This is a genomic window from Demequina sp. NBRC 110052 (assembly GCF_002090075.1).
In the GTDB taxonomy this organism is placed as follows: Bacteria; Actinomycetota; Actinomycetes; order Actinomycetales; family Demequinaceae; genus Demequina.
This window is the reverse complement of sequence record NZ_BBRI01000002.1, coordinates 844,570-861,806: the sequence shown is the minus strand read 5'-3', so window position 1 is coordinate 861,806 and position 17,237 is coordinate 844,570. Positions and strand designations below refer to the sequence as shown.

Sequence of the window (17,237 nt, the reverse complement as noted above, 5' to 3'; positions counted from 1 at the left end):
GGGAGCGCGACAGCGCTCGGCTAGGCTGGGGCCGTGTCGAATACCACCAGCGAGCCCGTCAAGATCGCCGTCCTCGGGTGCGGCACCGTCGGGACCGAGGTCGTCCGACTGCTCACCGAGGAGGCCCAGGACCTGGCCTCGCGCGTCGGCGCCGCCGTGCAGATCGCGGGCATCTACGTGCGCGACGCGTCCAAGGACCGCGGCCCCTATGTGCCGGACGAGCTGCTGACTGAGGACGCCGAGGCGCTCGTCGACCGATCCGACGTGGTCGTCGAGCTGATGGGCGGCGAGGAGCCGGCCCGCACGCTCATCCTGCGCGCGCTCGAGCGCGGATCTGCCGTCGTCACCGCCAACAAGGCGCTGCTCGCCAGCCACGGCCCCGAGCTGTACGAGGCCGCCGACGCCGCAGGCGCCGACCTCTACTACGAGGCCGCCGTCGCCGGCGCGATCCCGCTCGTCCGGCCCGTGCGCGAGTCGCTCGCGGGCGACCACATCACGCGGATCCTCGGCATCGTCAACGGCACCACCAACTACGTGCTCGACGAGATGACGGTCCGCGGCCTCGACTACGACGTCGCGCTCAAGCAGGCGCAGGACCTCGGCTTCGCCGAGGCCGACCCGACCGCCGACGTCGGCGGCCACGACGCCGCCGCGAAGGCCGCAATCCTCGCGTCGCTCGCCTTCCACCAGCGCGTCCACATCGACGACGTGTACTGCGAGGGCATCGAGGCGATCACCGCGACGGACGTGATCGCCGCGAAGGAGACCGGGCAGGTCATCAAGCTGCTCGCCATCGCCGAGCGCACCGACGCCGGCGTCTCGGTGCGCGTCCACCCCGCCCTCGTGCCCCTGACGCACCCGCTCGCAGGAGTCCACGGCGGCTTCAACGCGGTCTTCATCGAGGCGCAGTCCGCAGGCGAGCTGATGTTCTACGGGCAGGGGGCCGGGGGGACGCCCACCGCGTCGGCCGTGCTCGGCGACGTCGTGTCCGTGGCCCGCCACAAGGCCCAGGGTGGCAAGGGTCCCGTCGAGTCGAACTACGCCGACCTGCCTGTGCTGCCCATCGGCTCCGCGCGCACGCGCTTCTCGATCCGCATGAGCGTCATCGACAAGCCCGGCGTGCTCGCCAAGGTCGCCGAGACGTTCGCGGCATACGGCGTCGGGATCGAGGTCGTGCGCCAGGTGCCCGGCCAGAGCCACGCGGGCCTCATTCTGTCCACGCACCGCGTGCCGGAGGGCGACCTGCGCGCCACCGTCGCGGAGCTCGAGTCCTCCGACGTCGTCGACGGCGTCCTGTCCGTCCTGCGCATCGAGGGGGAGTGATGGCCCACGTCTGGCGCGGCATCGTCCGCGAGTACATCGACCACCTGCCGTTCTCTTCGGAGGATCGCGTCATTACGCTCGGCGAGGGCGGCACGCCGCTCGTGCCGGCGCCGTCCATCTCCGCCGAGGTGGGCGCGGACGTGTACGTCAAGGTCGAGGGCATGAACCCCACGGGCTCGTTCAAGGACCGTGGCATGACCTCCGCGATGACCCAGGTCGTGAAGGACGGCGATCACACCGTCGTGTGCGCCTCGACCGGCAACACCTCCGCCTCCGCGGCCGCCTACGCCGCGCACGCGGGACTGCGGTGCGTCGTGATGATCCCGCAGGGAAAGATCGCCGCAGGCAAGATGGCGCAGGCCATCGTGCACGGCGCCGACCTGGTGCAGGTCGACGGCAACTTCGACGAGTGCCTCGACATCGTGCGCGACCTCTCGGAGAAGTACCCGATCGCGCTCGTGAACTCGGTGAACCCCTACCGCCTGCAGGGGCAGAAGACGGCGGCGTTCGAGATCGTGGACCAGCTCGGCGACGCGCCCGACATCCACATGCTCCCCGTGGGTAACGCAGGCAACATCTCGGCCTACTGGATGGGCTTCCAGGAGTACGCATCCGCCGGGATTGCGACCCGGACCCCGAAGATCTGGGGCGTGCAGGCCGCCGGCGCTGCGCCGTTCGTGGCAGGCCACCCCATCAAGGACCCCGAGACCGTGGCGACCGCGATCCGCATCGGCAAGCCCGCGTCGTGGGACCTCGCCGTCGCCGCGCGCGACGAGTCCGGCGGCTGGATCCGTGCCGTCTCCGACGCGCAGATCCTCAACGCGCAGGCGCGCCTCGCTGCCGACGTCGGCGTGTTCGTCGAGCCCGCCTCTGCCGCGCCCATCGCAGGGCTTCTCGCTGCTGCGGCGCTGGGCGAGGTGCCGAAGGGCGCCACCATCACGTGCACCGTCACCGGCAATGGACTCAAGGACACCGCGACCGCGCTCGCGGGCCACGAGGTCGAGCCGACCGTGATCCCCGTCGACACCGAGGCCGCGGCGGCGGCGCTGGGGCTCTAGCCATGCGTCTCGCGTCCGACCACGTCCACGTGACCGTTCCCGCGACGGCGGGGAACCTTGGCCCCGGGTTCGACTCGCTCGGCATGGCGCTGGGCCTGTTCGACGAGCTCGAGGTCCGCGCAGTGGCGTCCACGTCCGTGTCCCTCGAGATCGAGGGCGAGGGTGAGGACTCGCTTCCTCGCGACGAATCGCACCTGGTAGTCCAGGCCATCCGCGCGGCGCTCGACCACGTCGGGGCTTCGCAGACCGGGCTCGAGATCCGTGCCGTCAACCGCATCCCGCACGGGCGGGGGCTCGGCTCCTCCGCGGCCGCCGTGGTCGCGGGCATCACCGCCGCCCGCGCCATGATCGCCGAGCCCGAGGCGCTCGACCGCGCCGAGGCGCTGCGGCTCGCCACGGCCTTCGAAGGCCACCCCGACAACGCAGCCCCCGCGATTTACGGCGGCGCGACCGTGGCATGGATGGACGACGGCGTGCCGCACGCGGCCGCGCTTGAGGTCGCCGACGAGATCGAGACCGCAGTGCTCGTCCCCGCCGCGACGCTCCCGACCCGGGAGGCGCGCGCGGTGCTGCCCGCCCAGGTGCCGCACGTGCATGCTGCCTTCAACGTCGGGCGTGCGTCCCTGCTGGTGCATGCCCTGGCGGGTCGACCGGAGTTCCTGCTCGCGGCCACGGAGGACAGGCTGCACCAGGACTACCGTGCTGCGGTGATGCCGTCCGCGCAGGCGTTGCTCAAGGAGCTTCGCGGACGCGGGCTCGCTGCCGTCGTGTCGGGCGCGGGACCGTCGGTGCTGGTGATCGGCACAGGCCTGGATGCCGCCGGACTCGAGACGGGGACTCCCGCCTCGCTCGAAGGCGTCGGCGGCGAGGTGTGGCGCTGCGTGCGCACCGCGGGCCGCGTGGCTGGCGCGCTTGGCGAGCCAGTCGGGGTCTGAGGCCCCACTCCACCCCCACCCGCCACACCCGACAGATTGCGCTGGCGGTCTGCAACTGCCGCAGTTCGATCAACAGATTGCACCGGTCGCCGATCCCGATCCGCGCAACCTCCGTTCGATCACGCGGCGCGCGATCGTATTGCACCACTCGGGCCTGCTCATCACGTCGGGATACGGGAAGCGCACCGTGAGTATCCCGAGTGCCGCGAGCTCCGCATCGCGCCGGGAGTCTCGCAGGCGTGCCTCGGCACTGCCATGGAATGCTGTTCCGTCGGTCTCGAAGGCGGTCATGGACTCTGGCTCGTAGGCATCGATGCGGTAGAGCCTCCCGCCAGCACGGACTCGATGCTGCCGGACCATCTGTGCGAAGACGGGCCCCGTGAACACGCGTCGATCGGCTGCGATCTCGAGGAAGCTGTGCAGCCCACGTCGGAACGCGTCGACCGCCTCGAAGGCTTGCGCGCGACCCTGCATCTGGGTGCGTACGCCGATGACGCGGGCCACGTCGTCCGGGGTCGCGAGCCCTGCGCGAAGCACTGCGAGCAACGGTTCGATCGATGGGTCGCGTGCCGTGGCGTAGGCGTCGACCGCTGCGATGTCGGGCGACGCCACCGGCACGCCACGCCACCATGCTGCCGCGTGGGCGGGCCCGTTTCTGATCGCGCGCAGCCATGCGGCGTGGGGCGGGCGAGTGCCGGGGGCGGCGGAGACGAGTACCTCATGATCTTCGCTCGTGGCCACGCCCCACGCGGCGAGCGCGGTATTGCCGGTGAGCACGCCGCGGGTCGACATGCACGCCGCGTGAGCGCGCACGACCGTTGACTCGGCGTGCGCTGCCGGTGCGTATCGATTCGGCAGCACGCGCACGAGCTCGCCGTGCGCCACCGCAGTGCGTAGAGCTCTGGGCGTCATCTCACGGTGGAGCTCTTCAGAGGTGAAAGTCTGCACCGAGGTTGCGATCGCTGGGGGAACACGCGGTGAGAGGTGGGGCGCTGCCATGGGACGGATGCAACGCGATCCTGCGCGGTCGCGCGCATCGCCTCGGGGGAGCTGTGGACAGTGGGCGTGCTCGCTCTCCCGGTGGACGACGCCCCGGAATGCAATCTGAGGCCAGAGAGTCTCGCAGTCGCGACGGCGAGCGCAATCTGTCGGGTGTGTGGGGGGCGGAACGAGGCCCCGGCGAGGATGCGGCGCAGTCGGGTAGCGTCGCGCGCATGAGCATACGTGCTGCCGTCGAGGCCGATAGGGATCGGATCGCGCGCATCTGCCTGCTCACGGGGCGCCGCGGGGGCGACGCCACGGGCGTGTTCGGCGACGACACGGCGCTTGCCGACGTGTATGCGACGCCGTACCTCGAAGGCCCAGGGGGCTTCTGTCTGGTGTGGGACGTGGACGGCGAGCCGCACGGCTACGTGCTCGGCACGTCGGACACGGTCGCCTTCCAGCGGTGGTTCGTCGAGGACTGGTGGACGCGGGTGGGTCCGCGTCACCTGGGCCGGAGCGCGGACGACGTCGGGCTGCACGACGCCGCAGCGGATCCCGCGCGCATGCTCGGTCCCGCAGTCGACGAGTACCCGGCGCATCTTCACATCGACCTGCTCCCCGATCAGCAGGGCCAGGGTGCGGGGCGGCGTCTCATTGAGGCGGCGTGCGCGCACCTGTCCGACGCGGGTGTCGCGGGGGTGCACCTCGTCGCCGAGCGCGCCAATGAGGGTGCGCAGGCCTTCTACCCCCGCGTGGGTTTCGAGGCGGTCGCGGAGGATGACGGGTCTGTCACCTGGGCGCGGCGGCTGCCCTGAGTCGTGTTCGACCCGGTGGGGGAAGGCGGAGACGCACACGAATTGCTAAGTGAGCACTCACTCACTTATGGTGTGCGGGTGGAACAGAAGACGGTCGTCGACGCAGCGGGAGCGGAAGGTCTCCCGACGCGTCTCGCCGGTGACAAGCAGTCGGGCCGCGCCCCGCGCATGTCGCCCGAGGACCGGCGCGCGCAGATCGTCGATGCCGCGATTCCGCTCATCCTCGAGCACGGCGCCGAGGTGACCACGCGCGAGATCGCCGAGGTCGCCGGGATCGCGGAGGGCACCATCTTCCGCGTGTTCGAGGACAAGAACGCGCTCATCGACGCTGCGGTGGTCAGGGTCATGGATCCCGCTGGCACACTCGCGCTCATCGGGGCGATCGAGCCTGACCTCCCGCTCGCATCGAAGGTCGAGCGAATCGTCGCCGCACTGCACGCGCGCATGCGCGGCGTGGTGGGGTTCATGTCCGCGCTCGGGCCGCGCGACCATGCGCGACACCATGCGGGACACAACGGCGGTCCGCCGCTGGGCGAGGCGACGGGGGTGGTCGAAGCTCTCCTCGAGCCCCACCGGGATGAGCTGCGCGTCGAGCCGGCGGTTGCCGTCGACTACCTGCGAATCCTCGTCTTCGGCACCTCGATGCCGTTCCTTCGCTCCGGAAGCGACATCTCGCCGCAGGAGCTCACCGACTTCATCCTCCGTGGAATCTCCCGGGAAGGGGACTGACACATGCTCTGGAAGATCCTCACCAGCTCCATCAGGCCGTACCTGGGCCTGCTCACGGGCATCGTGGTATTCCAGCTCGCGCAGTCGATCGCGAACCTGTACCTGCCGAGCCTCAACGCGGACATCATCGACAACGGTGTGGCCGTGGGCGATCTCGAGCACATCTGGAGCGTGGGCGGCATCATGCTCGCGCTCACGCTGCTCCAGGTCGGCTGCGCGATCGCTGCGGTGTACTTCGGCGCCAAGCTCGCCATGCGCGTCGGCCGTGACCTCAGGCACCGCATCTTCATGCGTGCGGGTGACTTCTCCGAGGCCGAGGTGCAGCGCTTCGGGGCGCCCTCGCTCATCACGCGCACCACCAACGACGTGCAGCAGGTGCAGATGCTCGTGCTGATGGGCGCGACCATGCTCGTCAGCGCTCCGTTCATGGCGATCGGCGGCGTCATCATGGCGGTCCACCAGGACGCCGGGCTGTCCTGGATCATGGTCGTCGCGATCCCGGTGCTTCTCGCGGCGGTGATGGCGATCGTCACCCGCATGGTTCCGCACTTCCAGCGCATGCAGAAGCGCATCGACCGCGTGAATCAGGTGCTGCGCGAGCAGCTCACGGGCATTCGAGTGGTCCGAGCGTTCGTGCGCGAGCCCGTGGAGACGCGACGCTTCGCCAAGGCGAACGAGGACGTCACGGAGTCCGCGCTCAAGGCCGGCCGCCTCATGGCCGCGATGTTCCCCATCGTCTTCGTGGTGCTCAACCTCAGCTCGGTCGCGGTCATCTGGTTCGGCGCGGATCGCGTGAACGCAGGGCAGATGCAGGTAGGTGCGCTCACGGCGTTCCTCACCTATCTGATCCAGATCCTCATGGCGGTCATGATGGCGACGTTCCTATTCGTCATGCTGCCGCGCGCGACGGTGTCTGCGGACCGCATCGGCGAGGTCCTGGAGACGGAGTCGACGGTGCGGGAGAGCGACAGCCCCGTCGTGGACTTCCCGAGCCGCGGCAGGCTCGAGTTCGTGCACGTGGACTTCTCCTATCCGGGCGCGGAGCAGCCGGTCCTCTCGGACATCACGTTCACCGCGGAGCCGGGCACGACGACGGCCGTGATCGGTTCGACCGGTGCCGGCAAGTCGACTCTGGTGGGCCTGATACCGCGCCTGTACGACGCGACGGCCGGAAGCGTGCGCGTCAGCGGCGTGGAAGTCCAGGAGGCCGGCATGGAAGCGTTGTGGGCGCGGCTGGGCATCGTCCCGCAGCGGCCGTACCTCTTCTCCGGCACCGTCGCGTCGAACCTGCGCTACGGCGCTCCTGACGCGACCGACGAGGAGCTGTGGCACGCGCTCGAGGTGGCTCAGGGAGCCGACTTCGTGCGCGCGATGCCCGACGGCCTCGACACGGAGGTGGCGCAGGGCGGCACCTCGGTCTCGGGCGGTCAACGGCAGAGACTCGCGATCGCGAGAGCTCTGGTGCGACAGCCGGACATCCTGGTGTTCGACGACTCGTTCTCAGCGCTCGACACGGCGACCGATGCGGCGCTGCGGGCGGCGCTCGCGCGAGAGTTCACGGAGACGACCGTCCTCGTGGTCGCGCAACGCGTGTCCTCGATCATCGACGCAGACCAGATCCTGGTCCTCGAGCACGGTCGCATCATCGCGCGCGGCACCCATGACGAGCTGCTCGACTCGTCCGAGACGTACCAGGAGATCGTCAGCACGCAGCTGCGAGTGGAGGCGGCATGAGCACCGAGTCCCGCACCCCGACCCGCCAGCCGCGCGGCGGCCCCGGCCCCATGGGCCACGGCATGGGCGCGCCCGTGGAGAAGCCCTCCGACTTCAAGGGCTCCGTCCGGCGACTCTCAGGCCTGCTGCGACCCGAGAAGTCCCTCGTCGTGTTCGTCATCATCCTGGGCGCCGCATCGGTCGCGTTGAACGTCACCGGGCCCAAGCTGCTCGGCAATGCGACCACGATCGTCTTCGAGGGCCTGCTTGGCGGCACGGGCGTGGACTTCCCGCGCGTGCACACGATCCTCGGGTGGCTCGTCGCGATCTACCTGGTCGCGGCCGCACTGCAGTTCGCGCAGGGCTACATCCTCAACGGAATCACACAGCGCACCGTGTATCGGCTGCGCGAGCGCGTCGAGGCGAAGATCCACCGGCTCCCGCTCAAGTACGTGGACCGCCACCAGCGCGGCGAGCTGCTGTCGCGCGTGACCAACGACATCGACAACATCTCGCAGTCGCTGCAGCAGACGCTCAGCCAGCTGTTCACGTCGTTGCTGACGGTGATCGGCGTGCTGGTCATGATGGTGGTCATCTCGCCGTGGCTCGCGCTCGTGGCCATCGTCTCCATCCCGCTGACGCTCACGATCGTGATGCAGGTCGCCAAGCGTTCGCAGCCCAAGTTCGTGGAGCAGTGGAAGCACACGGGCGCGCTCAACGGCCAGATCGAGGAGGGCTACACGGGCCACGCGCTGGTCAAGGTCTTCGGGCGCCAGCGTGAGACGCAGGAGGAGTTCGCGCGCAAGAACGAGGAGCTCTACGAGGCGAGCTTCGGCGCGCAGTTCGTGTCCGGCATCATCATGCCCTCCACGATGTTCGTGGGGAACCTCGTGTACGTGGCGGTCGCGGTCGTGGGTGGCGTGATGGTCACCAACGGCGCGCTCCCGATCGGCGACGTGCAGGCCTTCATCCAGTACTCGCGCCAGTTCCAGCAGCCGCTCACGCAGCTCGGTTCGATGGCCAACCTGCTGCAGTCCGGTGTGGCGAGCGCCGAGCGCGTCTTCGAGTTGCTCGACGCCGAGGAGCAGACGCCCGACGAGGACCCGGCGCTCACGCCGGACGACAACCACGGGCGACTGGTGTTCGAGGACGTGTCCTTCCGCTATGTGGAGGACAAGCCACTGATCGACAACCTGGAGCTCACGGTGGAGCCGGGCCGCACGGTCGCGATCGTGGGGCCCACCGGAGCCGGCAAGACGACCCTCGTGAACCTCGTGATGCGCTTCTACGAGCTCAACGGGGGCCGCATCACGCTCGACGGCGTGGACATCGCGAAGATGACGCGTGACGACCTGCGCTCGCGCACCGGCATGGTGCTGCAGGATGCGTGGCTGTTCGGGGGCACGATCCGCGACAACATCGCCTACGGCCGTGACGACGCCACGGACGAGGAGATCCTCGCGGCGGCGAAGGCCGCCTACGTGGACCGCTTCGTTCACTCGCTCCCTGACGGCTATGACACCGTGCTCGACGACGACGCGACCAACGTGTCCGTGGGTGAGAGGCAGCTCATCACGATCGCGCGCGCCTTCGTGGCGAAGCCCCAGGTGCTCATCCTCGATGAGGCGACCAGCTCGGTCGACACGCGTACCGAGCTGCTGGTGCAGCATGCGATGGAGGAGCTGCGACGTGACCGCACGGCGTTCGTGATCGCGCACCGCCTGTCGACGATCCGGGATGCCGATCTCATCCTCGTCATGGAGCACGGCGCGATCGTCGAGCAGGGCACTCACGACGAGCTTCTCGAGGCCAAGGGCGCGTACGCGCGGCTCTACGAGGCGCAGTTCGCGGCCCCCATCGAGGACGTTGAGCCGCCGCTCGATCCGGTGCACGCCCCGGCGGGGGACACGCCGGTGGCGTTCGACGACCCGTCAGTGCCCCATCCTGAGGCGCCGGCCCACGCGGGCGAGGACCTCGATGACCCGCAGGTCGAGCACCCGGGGTCTGGTCCTCGGGCGTAGGCCCTGAGTCACCCGTGACACGACTCGGGCCCGCGCACCAGGTGCGCGGGCCCGAGTCGTCGGTGGGGCGATCAGGCGGGGGTCTGTGCCTGCGCCTTCGCGGCGTCGGTCTGCTTGAGGCGGGCTCCGCCTGCAGGGGTGCGGTTGGCGAATCGCTGCTGGAGCATGACCGCCGCGACGATGATGACGCCCTTGGCGACGAGCTGCACGGAGCTCGACAGGTTGTTCTGGGTGAACACGTTGGTGAGCGTCGAGAACAGCAGCACTCCCAGCACGGTGCCACCGATGGTGCCGCGTCCGCCGACCAGCAGGGTGCCGCCGACGACGACTGCGGCGATCGCGTCCAGCTCGTACAGCTGGCCGTGGGTCGAGGTGCCTGCGGGGGCGCGCGACAGGAGCATCGTCGCCGCGATGCCTGCGCACCCGCCTGCCAGCATGTAGAGGTACACGGTGTGGCGCTTGACGTTCACGCCGGCGAGGCGAGCGGCGGTCTCGTTGCCGCCGATCGCCACCGTGCGGCGCCCGAACGTGGTGCGGTTGAGCACGAACCACCCTGCGAGCGAGATGATCGCGAAGATCCACACGACCCACGAGACGCCGAGCGGGTCGTAGCGGAAGAAGTCCTGGAAACCGTCGTTGTCGACGATCTGCGATTGGCGCTGCGAGATCAGCTCCGCCAGCCCGCGTGCCGACGCGAGCATGGCGACCGTCGCGATGAATGCCACGACCTTGCCGTAGGCGATGATGAGGCCGTTCGTGAGGCCCGCGAGCACGCCGACTGCGACGGCGACGAACACCATGAGCGGCCAGAAGCCCTCGGCGGCGGTCTGGATCGCGCCCAGCGTCGCGACCACGGAGGCGAGGCCGAGCACGGAGCCCACCGACAGGTCGATGCCGCCGGAGGTGATGACGAAGGTCATTCCGATCGAGACGACGCCGATCACCGACGCATAGCGCAGGATGACGAGCATGTTGTCGATGTTCATGAAGTTCTCGCCCGCGGTGACGGCGCCGATCAGCACCAGGAGAAGCACCGCGATGAAGAGCCCGACGCTGCGGCCGGCGGGGCTCGCGAGGAACCGCCTCACAGGGTTGGGGGCGTCCGACGCGGTGGGCTCGTGCTGCGTTGCAGGAGCGGCGCTCGCGTCGGGGGTGGTGGTCTGCTCGCTCACGCGGCACTTCCCTTCATGACCAGGTCGAGCACGCCGTGCTCGTCGATTTCGTCGGTGGGACGCTCGGCGAGCACCTGCCCGTCGGCGATGACAAGGGCGCGGTGGGCCAGTCCCAGCACCTCTTCGATCTCGGAGGAGACCACGAGGATCGCGGTGCCGGCGGCGGCGAGGTCGCGGATCAGCCCGTAGATCTCGACGCGCGCGCCGACGTCCACGCCGCGGGTGGGCTCGTCGAGGATGAGCACCTGCGTGCCGTGGATGAGCCAGCGCGCGAGCATGATCTTCTGCTGGTTGCCGCCGGAGAGCGTGCGCGTGATGCGCAGCGGCTCGGCGGGGCGCAGCTCGAGCGCCTTCATCTGCTCCTCGGCGGCGCGCTTCTCGGCTGCCTCGTCGAGCAGGCCGGCGTTGGCGAAGCGCGTGAACGTCGAGAGGGTCGCGTTGCGGTAGATCGGCTCCTCGAGCAGCAGTCCTTGGCTCTTGCGCTCCTCGGGGGACAGCCCCATGTCGGCGTTCACCGCCGCGGCGACCGAGCCCGGCTTGAGCGGCCTGCCGTGCACCTTGACCGTTCCTGTCGTCGCCTTGCGGTGGCCGTAGATGGTCTCGACGATCTCGGAGCGTCCGGAGCCCACGAGGCCTGCGAGGCCCACGATCTCGCCCGCATGGATCTCGAGGTTGACTCCCGTGAAGACTCCCGCGAGCGAGAGGTCTTCGACCTTGAGCACCACGGGAGCGTCGGCGCTGACGGGTGCGAGTGCGGGGAACGCGTGCTCCACGTCGGATCCGGTCATCAGCGGGATGAGCTCGCGCGTGGGCGTGCTCTCGACGGGCAGGTTGGAGCCCACGGAGGCGCCGTCCTTGAGCACTGTGATGCGCGTGCCGATGCGCTCGATCTCCTCGAGTCGGTGCGAGATGTAGATCACGGCGATGCCCTGTCGCGTGAGGTCCTCGACCACGCGGAAGAGGTTGTTGACCTCCTCGGAGTCGAGCACGGCACTGGGCTCGTCCATGATCATCAGCTTGATGTCGTGAGAGAGCGCGCGGGCCATCGACACGATCTGCTTGTTCGCTGGCGAGAGGGTGCCGACTTCGCGCGAGGGGGAGAGGTCCGGGTGGCCGAGCCGCTGCATGAGCTCACGAGTGCGCTTGGCGGCTTCGCGCCGGCTCAGCACGCCGCCGCGGGCGAGCTCGTGGCCTAGGTAGATGTTCTCGGCGATGGACAGGCCGTCGACCACGTCGAGTTCCTGGTACATGGTGGCGATGCCGAGCTCGAGCGCGGCGACGGGGCCGTCGATCTCGACGGGTTGGCCGTTCCAGCGGATCTCGCCTGCGTCCGGCTGATGCGCTCCCGAGAGGGTCTTGATCAGCGTGGACTTGCCGGCGCCGTTCTGTCCGAGTACGCAATGGACCTCGCCGGCGACGACGTCAAGGTCGACACCTTTGAGCGCCCGAGCGCTGCCGAAACTCTTCGCGAGGCCCCGGACCTCGAGTAATGACACGGGGTGGTCGTCTTCGATCACGCGATGAACATAACACAGGCCCAGTGGCACCCACAGGGCGTGAAGTCGGGTGCGATGTGTGTCCCTATTGGGGTGGGCACGTCTCTGTACCGCGCGCGCGAGTGGGCATCTCCCGATGTCAAACCGTTATGACGATGCCCATGCAAAAGTCGTGCAACGGTCGCCACACTCTGCTACGTTGACGGTGTCAGTGTGGACAACGAGCCGATTCGCAGCGCGATCACGGCAGGCGTGACTCAGCTCACTGGCAATGACGACAGTGACCATATGAGGAGGAACCCCCATGTACGCATTCCGGACGCGTCGCCAGCGCATGCTGGCCGCCACGGGCGCAGCGCTCGCTGGTATCGCGCTGCTCGCAGGCTGCAGCTCTGACACGGGCGACGACGGCGAGAACGGTGGCGAGGAGACCTCGGCGCCCACGGGTGACGGAGGCAGCGGCGAGACGGTCGTGATCGGCTTCTCCGGTCCCGCCGCCGACCACGGCTGGCTCGGCGCCATCAACTCCGCGGCGCTCGCGCAGGCGGACATGTATGACGACGTGGAGCTCCGCGTCGCCGAGGGCACGAACGACGCCAACCTGCAGATCAGCCAGGTCGAGACGTTCGTCAACGAGGGCGTCGACGCGATCGTGCTGCTGCCCACGGACGGCGCCGCTCTCACCGAGGCCGCGATCAACGCGATGAACGCGGGCATCCCCGTGATCAACGTCGACCGCGAGTTCTCGTCGACCGATGCCGCCCGCGTCACGATCCTCGGCGACAACTACGGCATGGGCGTCGCCGCAGGCGAGTACATCTGTGGCGAGCTCGAGGGCCAGCCCGACGCGGTGGTCGCCGAGATCGCAGGCATCGACTCGCTGCCGCTGACGCAGGACCGCACGCGCGGCTTCAACGACGCTCTGTCCGAGTGCGGCCTCTCCGTCTCGGCTCGCGTGGCCGCAGACTTCACGATCGCCGGTGGCCAGGCGGTGACCGAGCAGCTGCTCTCCGCCAACCCGCAGATCGACGCGATCTGGAACCACGACGACGACCAGGGCATCGGCGTCCTGGCGGCGATCGAGGAGGCCAACCGCGACGAATTCTTCATGGTCGGCGGCGCAGGCTCGCTGAACGCCATGGAGGCCATCAAGGCCGGGGACTCGGTCCTGAAGGCGACCGTCATCTACCCATCGACGCAGGCTGCGGACGGCATCGCGCTGGCCCGCCTCGTGGCGCAGGGCGGCAACATGCCCGGCCTCGCCTCGCCCGGCGTGCCGCACCGCATCGTCCTCGATGCCCCCGTGGTGACTGCCGACAACGTCGACGAGTACCTGCCGATCGGCTTCGAGTCCTGACGGGTTGATCCCACCGACGATGCGGTGGCCGCGTCCTTGCGCGCGGCCGCCGCATCGCCACCCCGTCTCACGACCGCTCCTTCACCACAGAAAGCGAGAGCCAGATGCCCGCGCCACTGCGCGTCGCCATGATCGGCAATGGATTCATGGGCGCCGCACACTCCCAGGGGTGGAGGACCGCCCCTCGATTCTTCGATCTTCCCGTCCCGGTCGAGATGGCCGTGATGGTCGGTCGAGACCCTGACAAGAACGCCGCCCTCGCGGAGAAGTGGGGCTGGGCGGAGGCCTCGCAGGACTTCGACGCCGTCCTTGCACGTGACGACATCGACGTGGTCGACATCGTCACGCCCGGCCACCTGCACCACGACATGGCGATCGCCGCGCTCGCCGCGGGCAAGCACGTGCTGTGCGAGAAGCCGCTCGCCAACACCGTGGACGAGGCACGTGAGATGTCCGAGGCCGCGGCTGCCGCCGCTCAGCGCGGAGTGTCCGCGATGGTCGGTTTCACCTACCGCCGTGTGCCTGCGGCGACGTTCGCCCGCGACCTCGTCGCGCGCGGCGCCGTGGGCGAGATCCGCCAGGTGCGCGCGCAGTACCTGCAGGACTGGCTCGCGGATCCCGAGGCGCCGCTGACGTGGCGCCTGGACAAGTCCAAGGCGGGCTCGGGCGCACTGGGCGACATCGGCGCGCACGCCGTGGATCTCGCGCAGTTCATCACGGGGCTCAGCCTCGATGCGGTCTCCGGCGTGATGGAGACGTTCGTCACCGAACGTCCCGTGCTCGCCGCAGGCCAGGGCCTGTCCGGCACTGCCGGGTCCGGGCGCGGTGCGGTCACCGTCGACGACTTCGCGGCGTTCTACGGCCGCTTCGACTCAGGGGCCCTCGGCACGTTCGAGGCGACACGCCTCGCGACGGGTCGCAAGAACGCCCTGCGCATCGAGGTCGCCGGCGACAAGGGCGCGATCCTGTTCGACCTCGAGGACATGAACGCGCTGCAGTACTACGACGCGACGGCGCCGAGCGATCAGCGGGGTTTCACACGGATGTACGTCACCGAAGCGGAGCACCCGTACCTCGAGGCATGGTGGCCGCCAGGGCACATGCTGGGATATGAGCACGGCTTCTCGCACCAGGTCAAGGACCTCGTCGAGGCTCTGGCTGCAGGAGAGCAGCCCACGCCGTCCTTCGCGGACGGGTATCAGGTCCAGCGGGTGCTCGACGCGGTCGAGCGCAGCGCGGGCGACGGGAGCGCGTGGACCTCCACGCACGCCTGAAGACAGACGAAAGGACTGCAGCAATGACGCGACAGATCTCGCTGTTCACCGGCCAGTGGGCCGATCTTCCGCTCGAGGAGGTGGCGACGCTCGCCGCAGGCTGGGGCTACGACGGGCTCGAGCTGGCCTGCTGGGGCGATCATCTCGACGTGACCCGGTGGGACGACGACGAGTACGTGCAGGGCCGGCTCGACCTCATGGCTCGTCACGGTCTCGCGATCGTGGCGATCTCGAACCACCTCACCGGCCAGGCCGTATGCGACGACCCGATCGATCGGCGGCACCAGGAGATGCTGCCGCCCGCGGTGTGGGGGGACGGCGACCCGGAGGGCGTGCGTCAGCGCGCCGCGGAGGCGATCAAGGACACCGCGCGCATGGCCGCCAAGCTGGGCGTGAAGACCGTCGTCGGCTTCACGGGCTCGTCCATCTGGAAGACGCTCGCGATGTTCCCGCCGGTGCCGGCGGACATGATCGAGGACGGCTACCAGGACTTCGCCGACCGCTGGAACCCGATCATGGACGTGTTCGAGGAGGTGGGAGTGCGCTTCGCTCTCGAGGTGCACCCCAGTGAGATCGCCTACGACTACTGGACGGCCAAGCGCACGCTCGAAGCGATCGGCCACCGCGAGTCGTTCGGGCTCAACTGGGACCCGTCGCACATGGTGTGGCAGGACCTCGACCCCGTCGGGTTCCTGTGGGACTTCCAGGACCGCATCTACCACGTGCATTGCAAGGACACGAAGAGGCGCCTCAATGGGCGCAACGGTCGACTGTCCTCGCACCTCGCGTGGGCGGACCCCCGCCGTGGCTGGGACTTCATCTCGACCGGCCACGGCGACGTGCCGTGGGAGGACGCGTTCCGCATGCTCAACGCGATCGGCTACGACGGCCCCTTGTCAGTCGAGTGGGAGGACGCTGGCATGGATCGCCTCGTGGGCGCTCCCGAGGGGCTCGAGTTCGTCCGCAGGCTGGCCTTCGACGCGCCCGACGCGGCGTTCGACGCGGCCTTCAGCACCAAGGACTGACGGCGTCCCCACGAAGGCTCCTGCGCCCGCGCGGCGCAGGAGCCTTCGTGCGTCTCGCGCTGGGAGCTCCGGCTCAGCTCTGCGCCTGGAGCATCGCGTCGACGCGCGCGGGGGAGAGGGCATGGTGGATCGCGAGCATGGTCGCGCCCTGGATCGCGGCGTTCGCCCCCGAGCGTGCCTGCACGATCTGCAGATCGCTTGTCGCCAGCGGCATCGAGCGCCGATACACGACTTCGCGCACGCCCGCGAGCAGGTGCTCGCCCGCATGCGCGAGCGTGCCTCCGAGCACGATCACCGCAGGGTTGATGAGGCTCACGCAGGCCGTGAGCACCTCGCCGATGGTGCGTCCGGCCTCGCGCACTGCCTGCACCGCGTCGGTGTTGCCCGCGCGCACCAGATCCGCCACGTCGCGGCTGCTCTCGACGTGGTGTCCGCGCTCGCGGAGCCCGCGTGCGATGGCGGGACCTGCGGCGATCGCCTCGAGGCATCCCGCGTTGCCGCAGCGGCACACGATGTCCTTGCCGCTGGGCACGTAGATGTGCCCCAGGTCGCCGGCGATGCCTTGGGCCCCGCGTTGCAGGTAGCCGCCCGAGATGACTCCGGAGCCGATGCCTGTCGCGACCTTGACGAAGATGAAGTGGTCGACGCCGGGCCACGACATGTCCCGCTCGCCGAGCGCCATGATGTTGACGTCGTTGTCGACGAGCACCGGCACGTCGAACTCGCTCGCCAGGTGTGCGGGTACGTCGTAGCGGTCCCACCCCGGCATGATCGGCGGATCGATCGGCCTGCCGGTGGCGTGCTCCACGGGGCCGGGAAGCCCTACGCCTACCGCGAGCAGCCCGTCGGCCGTGCCATGGCTCTCCAGCATCGCGCGACCCGCGCTCGCGACCCAGCCGAGTACCGCCTCGGGCCCCTGCGAGACCTCGATCTCGACAGCCTGCTGATCGAGCAGAGTCCCGCTGAGGTCCGCGATCGCGATGCGCGCATGGGATGCGCCGATGTCCACGCCGAGGACGACGCGGCTGCCCGTGTTGATGGCGAACTGGCTCGACGGGCGGCCTCCGGTGGAGACGGCGTTGCCGATCGGGGAGACCAGTCCGAGGCGGACGAGCGAGTCGACCCGCGCGGCCACGGTCGAGCGTGCGAGTCCGGTGATGCCGGAGAGCTCGGAGCGGGTGCGCGGCCTGCCGTCGCGGAGTATCTGGAAGAGATCGGTGGCAGCGGGTGTCCCGAGCGAGTCCTGGGCGGTTACGTCGGCCATGGGCCGATCTTATCGCGGCGTGCCGCCAAAAGTGTGCCGACCTGGCCCGATCTCCGACGAATCTCCGCTGA

14 protein-coding genes are annotated in these 17,237 nt (G+C 69.4%); 10 read left to right on the top strand and 4 right to left on the bottom strand.

Going from position 1 to position 17,237, the window contains the following annotated elements:
- The first annotated feature begins 33 nt into the window (after positions 1 to 33).
- From B7K21_RS04180 to thrB, 3 genes are read left to right on the top strand one after another with little or no spacing between them, the layout of a single operon-like run.
- Positions 34 to 1,323 carry a homoserine dehydrogenase gene (locus B7K21_RS04180; RefSeq protein WP_084073954.1) on the top strand — a complete coding sequence of 430 codons (1,290 nt, stop codon included), beginning with the start codon at positions 34 to 36 and terminating at the stop codon, positions 1,321 to 1,323.
- Positions 1,323 to 2,381, top strand: a complete 1,059-nt coding sequence (gene thrC, locus B7K21_RS04175) for a threonine synthase (protein WP_084073953.1) — start codon at positions 1,323 to 1,325, stop codon at positions 2,379 to 2,381. Before B7K21_RS04180 ends, thrC begins: the two co-directional genes overlap by 1 nt.
- 2 nt (positions 2,382 to 2,383) lie before the next feature.
- Complete coding sequence (thrB, locus tag B7K21_RS04170; protein WP_084073952.1) at positions 2,384 to 3,316, top strand: homoserine kinase; 933 nt, start codon at positions 2,384 to 2,386, stop codon at positions 3,314 to 3,316.
- A 69-nt stretch (positions 3,317 to 3,385) separates the two neighbouring features.
- On the opposite strand, the gene B7K21_RS04165 is transcribed toward thrB, so the two are convergent.
- Positions 3,386 to 4,108 carry an endonuclease domain-containing protein gene (locus tag B7K21_RS04165; RefSeq protein WP_144016053.1) on the bottom strand — a complete coding sequence of 241 codons (723 nt, stop codon included), beginning with the start codon at positions 4,106 to 4,108 and terminating at the stop codon, positions 3,386 to 3,388.
- A gap of 422 nt (positions 4,109 to 4,530) precedes the next feature.
- On the opposite strand from B7K21_RS04165, the gene B7K21_RS04160 reads away from it, so the two are divergent.
- The 4 genes from B7K21_RS04160 to B7K21_RS04145 all read left to right on the top strand — a co-directional run bounded on the left by B7K21_RS04160 (position 4,531) and on the right by B7K21_RS04145 (position 9,578).
- Positions 4,531 to 5,115 carry a GNAT family N-acetyltransferase gene (locus tag B7K21_RS04160; protein WP_084073950.1) on the top strand — a complete coding sequence of 195 codons (585 nt, stop codon included), beginning with the start codon at positions 4,531 to 4,533 and terminating at the stop codon, positions 5,113 to 5,115.
- Between the two features lie 78 nt (positions 5,116 to 5,193).
- Positions 5,194 to 5,844, top strand: a complete 651-nt coding sequence (locus tag B7K21_RS04155; protein WP_084073949.1) for a TetR/AcrR family transcriptional regulator — start codon at positions 5,194 to 5,196, stop codon at positions 5,842 to 5,844.
- A gap of 3 nt (positions 5,845 to 5,847) precedes the next feature.
- Positions 5,848 to 7,578: an ABC transporter ATP-binding protein gene (locus tag B7K21_RS04150; RefSeq protein ID WP_084073948.1), complete on the top strand. Its 1,731-nt coding sequence runs from the start codon at positions 5,848 to 5,850 to the stop codon at positions 7,576 to 7,578.
- Complete coding sequence (locus tag B7K21_RS04145; protein ID WP_144016052.1) at positions 7,575 to 9,578, top strand: ABC transporter ATP-binding protein; 2,004 nt, start codon at positions 7,575 to 7,577, stop codon at positions 9,576 to 9,578. The genes B7K21_RS04150 and B7K21_RS04145 overlap by 4 nt, the downstream gene beginning before the upstream one ends.
- A 71-nt stretch (positions 9,579 to 9,649) precedes the next feature.
- Here the strand turns inward: B7K21_RS04145 and B7K21_RS04140 are convergent, their stop codons facing one another.
- Positions 9,650 to 10,750, bottom strand: coding sequence for an ABC transporter permease (locus tag B7K21_RS04140; RefSeq protein WP_084073947.1), 1,101 nt, complete (start codon positions 10,748 to 10,750; stop codon positions 9,650 to 9,652).
- Positions 10,747 to 12,267 (bottom strand): sugar ABC transporter ATP-binding protein, encoded by a 1,521-nt coding sequence (locus B7K21_RS04135; protein WP_234989173.1) that lies wholly within the window; start codon positions 12,265 to 12,267, stop codon positions 10,747 to 10,749. The genes B7K21_RS04140 and B7K21_RS04135 overlap by 4 nt, the downstream gene beginning before the upstream one ends.
- A 283-nt stretch (positions 12,268 to 12,550) precedes the next feature.
- Here B7K21_RS04135 and B7K21_RS04130 point away from each other — a divergent pair, with 283 nt between their 5' ends.
- From B7K21_RS04130 to B7K21_RS04120, 3 genes are all read left to right on the top strand, one after another.
- Positions 12,551 to 13,603 (top strand): substrate-binding domain-containing protein, encoded by a 1,053-nt coding sequence (locus tag B7K21_RS04130; RefSeq protein ID WP_084073946.1) that lies wholly within the window; start codon positions 12,551 to 12,553, stop codon positions 13,601 to 13,603.
- Positions 13,604 to 13,707: 104 nt separating this feature from the next.
- Positions 13,708 to 14,877, top strand: coding sequence for a Gfo/Idh/MocA family protein (locus tag B7K21_RS04125; protein WP_234989172.1), 1,170 nt, complete (start codon positions 13,708 to 13,710; stop codon positions 14,875 to 14,877).
- Between the two features lie 23 nt (positions 14,878 to 14,900).
- Positions 14,901 to 15,902 carry a sugar phosphate isomerase/epimerase gene (locus B7K21_RS04120; protein ID WP_084073945.1) on the top strand — a complete coding sequence of 334 codons (1,002 nt, stop codon included), beginning with the start codon at positions 14,901 to 14,903 and terminating at the stop codon, positions 15,900 to 15,902.
- Positions 15,903 to 15,975: 73 nt separating this feature from the next.
- On the opposite strand, the gene B7K21_RS04115 is transcribed toward B7K21_RS04120, so the two are convergent.
- On the bottom strand, positions 15,976 to 17,166 hold the full coding sequence (locus B7K21_RS04115) for an ROK family transcriptional regulator (protein WP_084073944.1): 1,191 nt from the start codon (positions 17,164 to 17,166) through the stop codon (positions 15,976 to 15,978).
- Between the last annotated feature and the right edge of the window lie 71 nt (positions 17,167 to 17,237).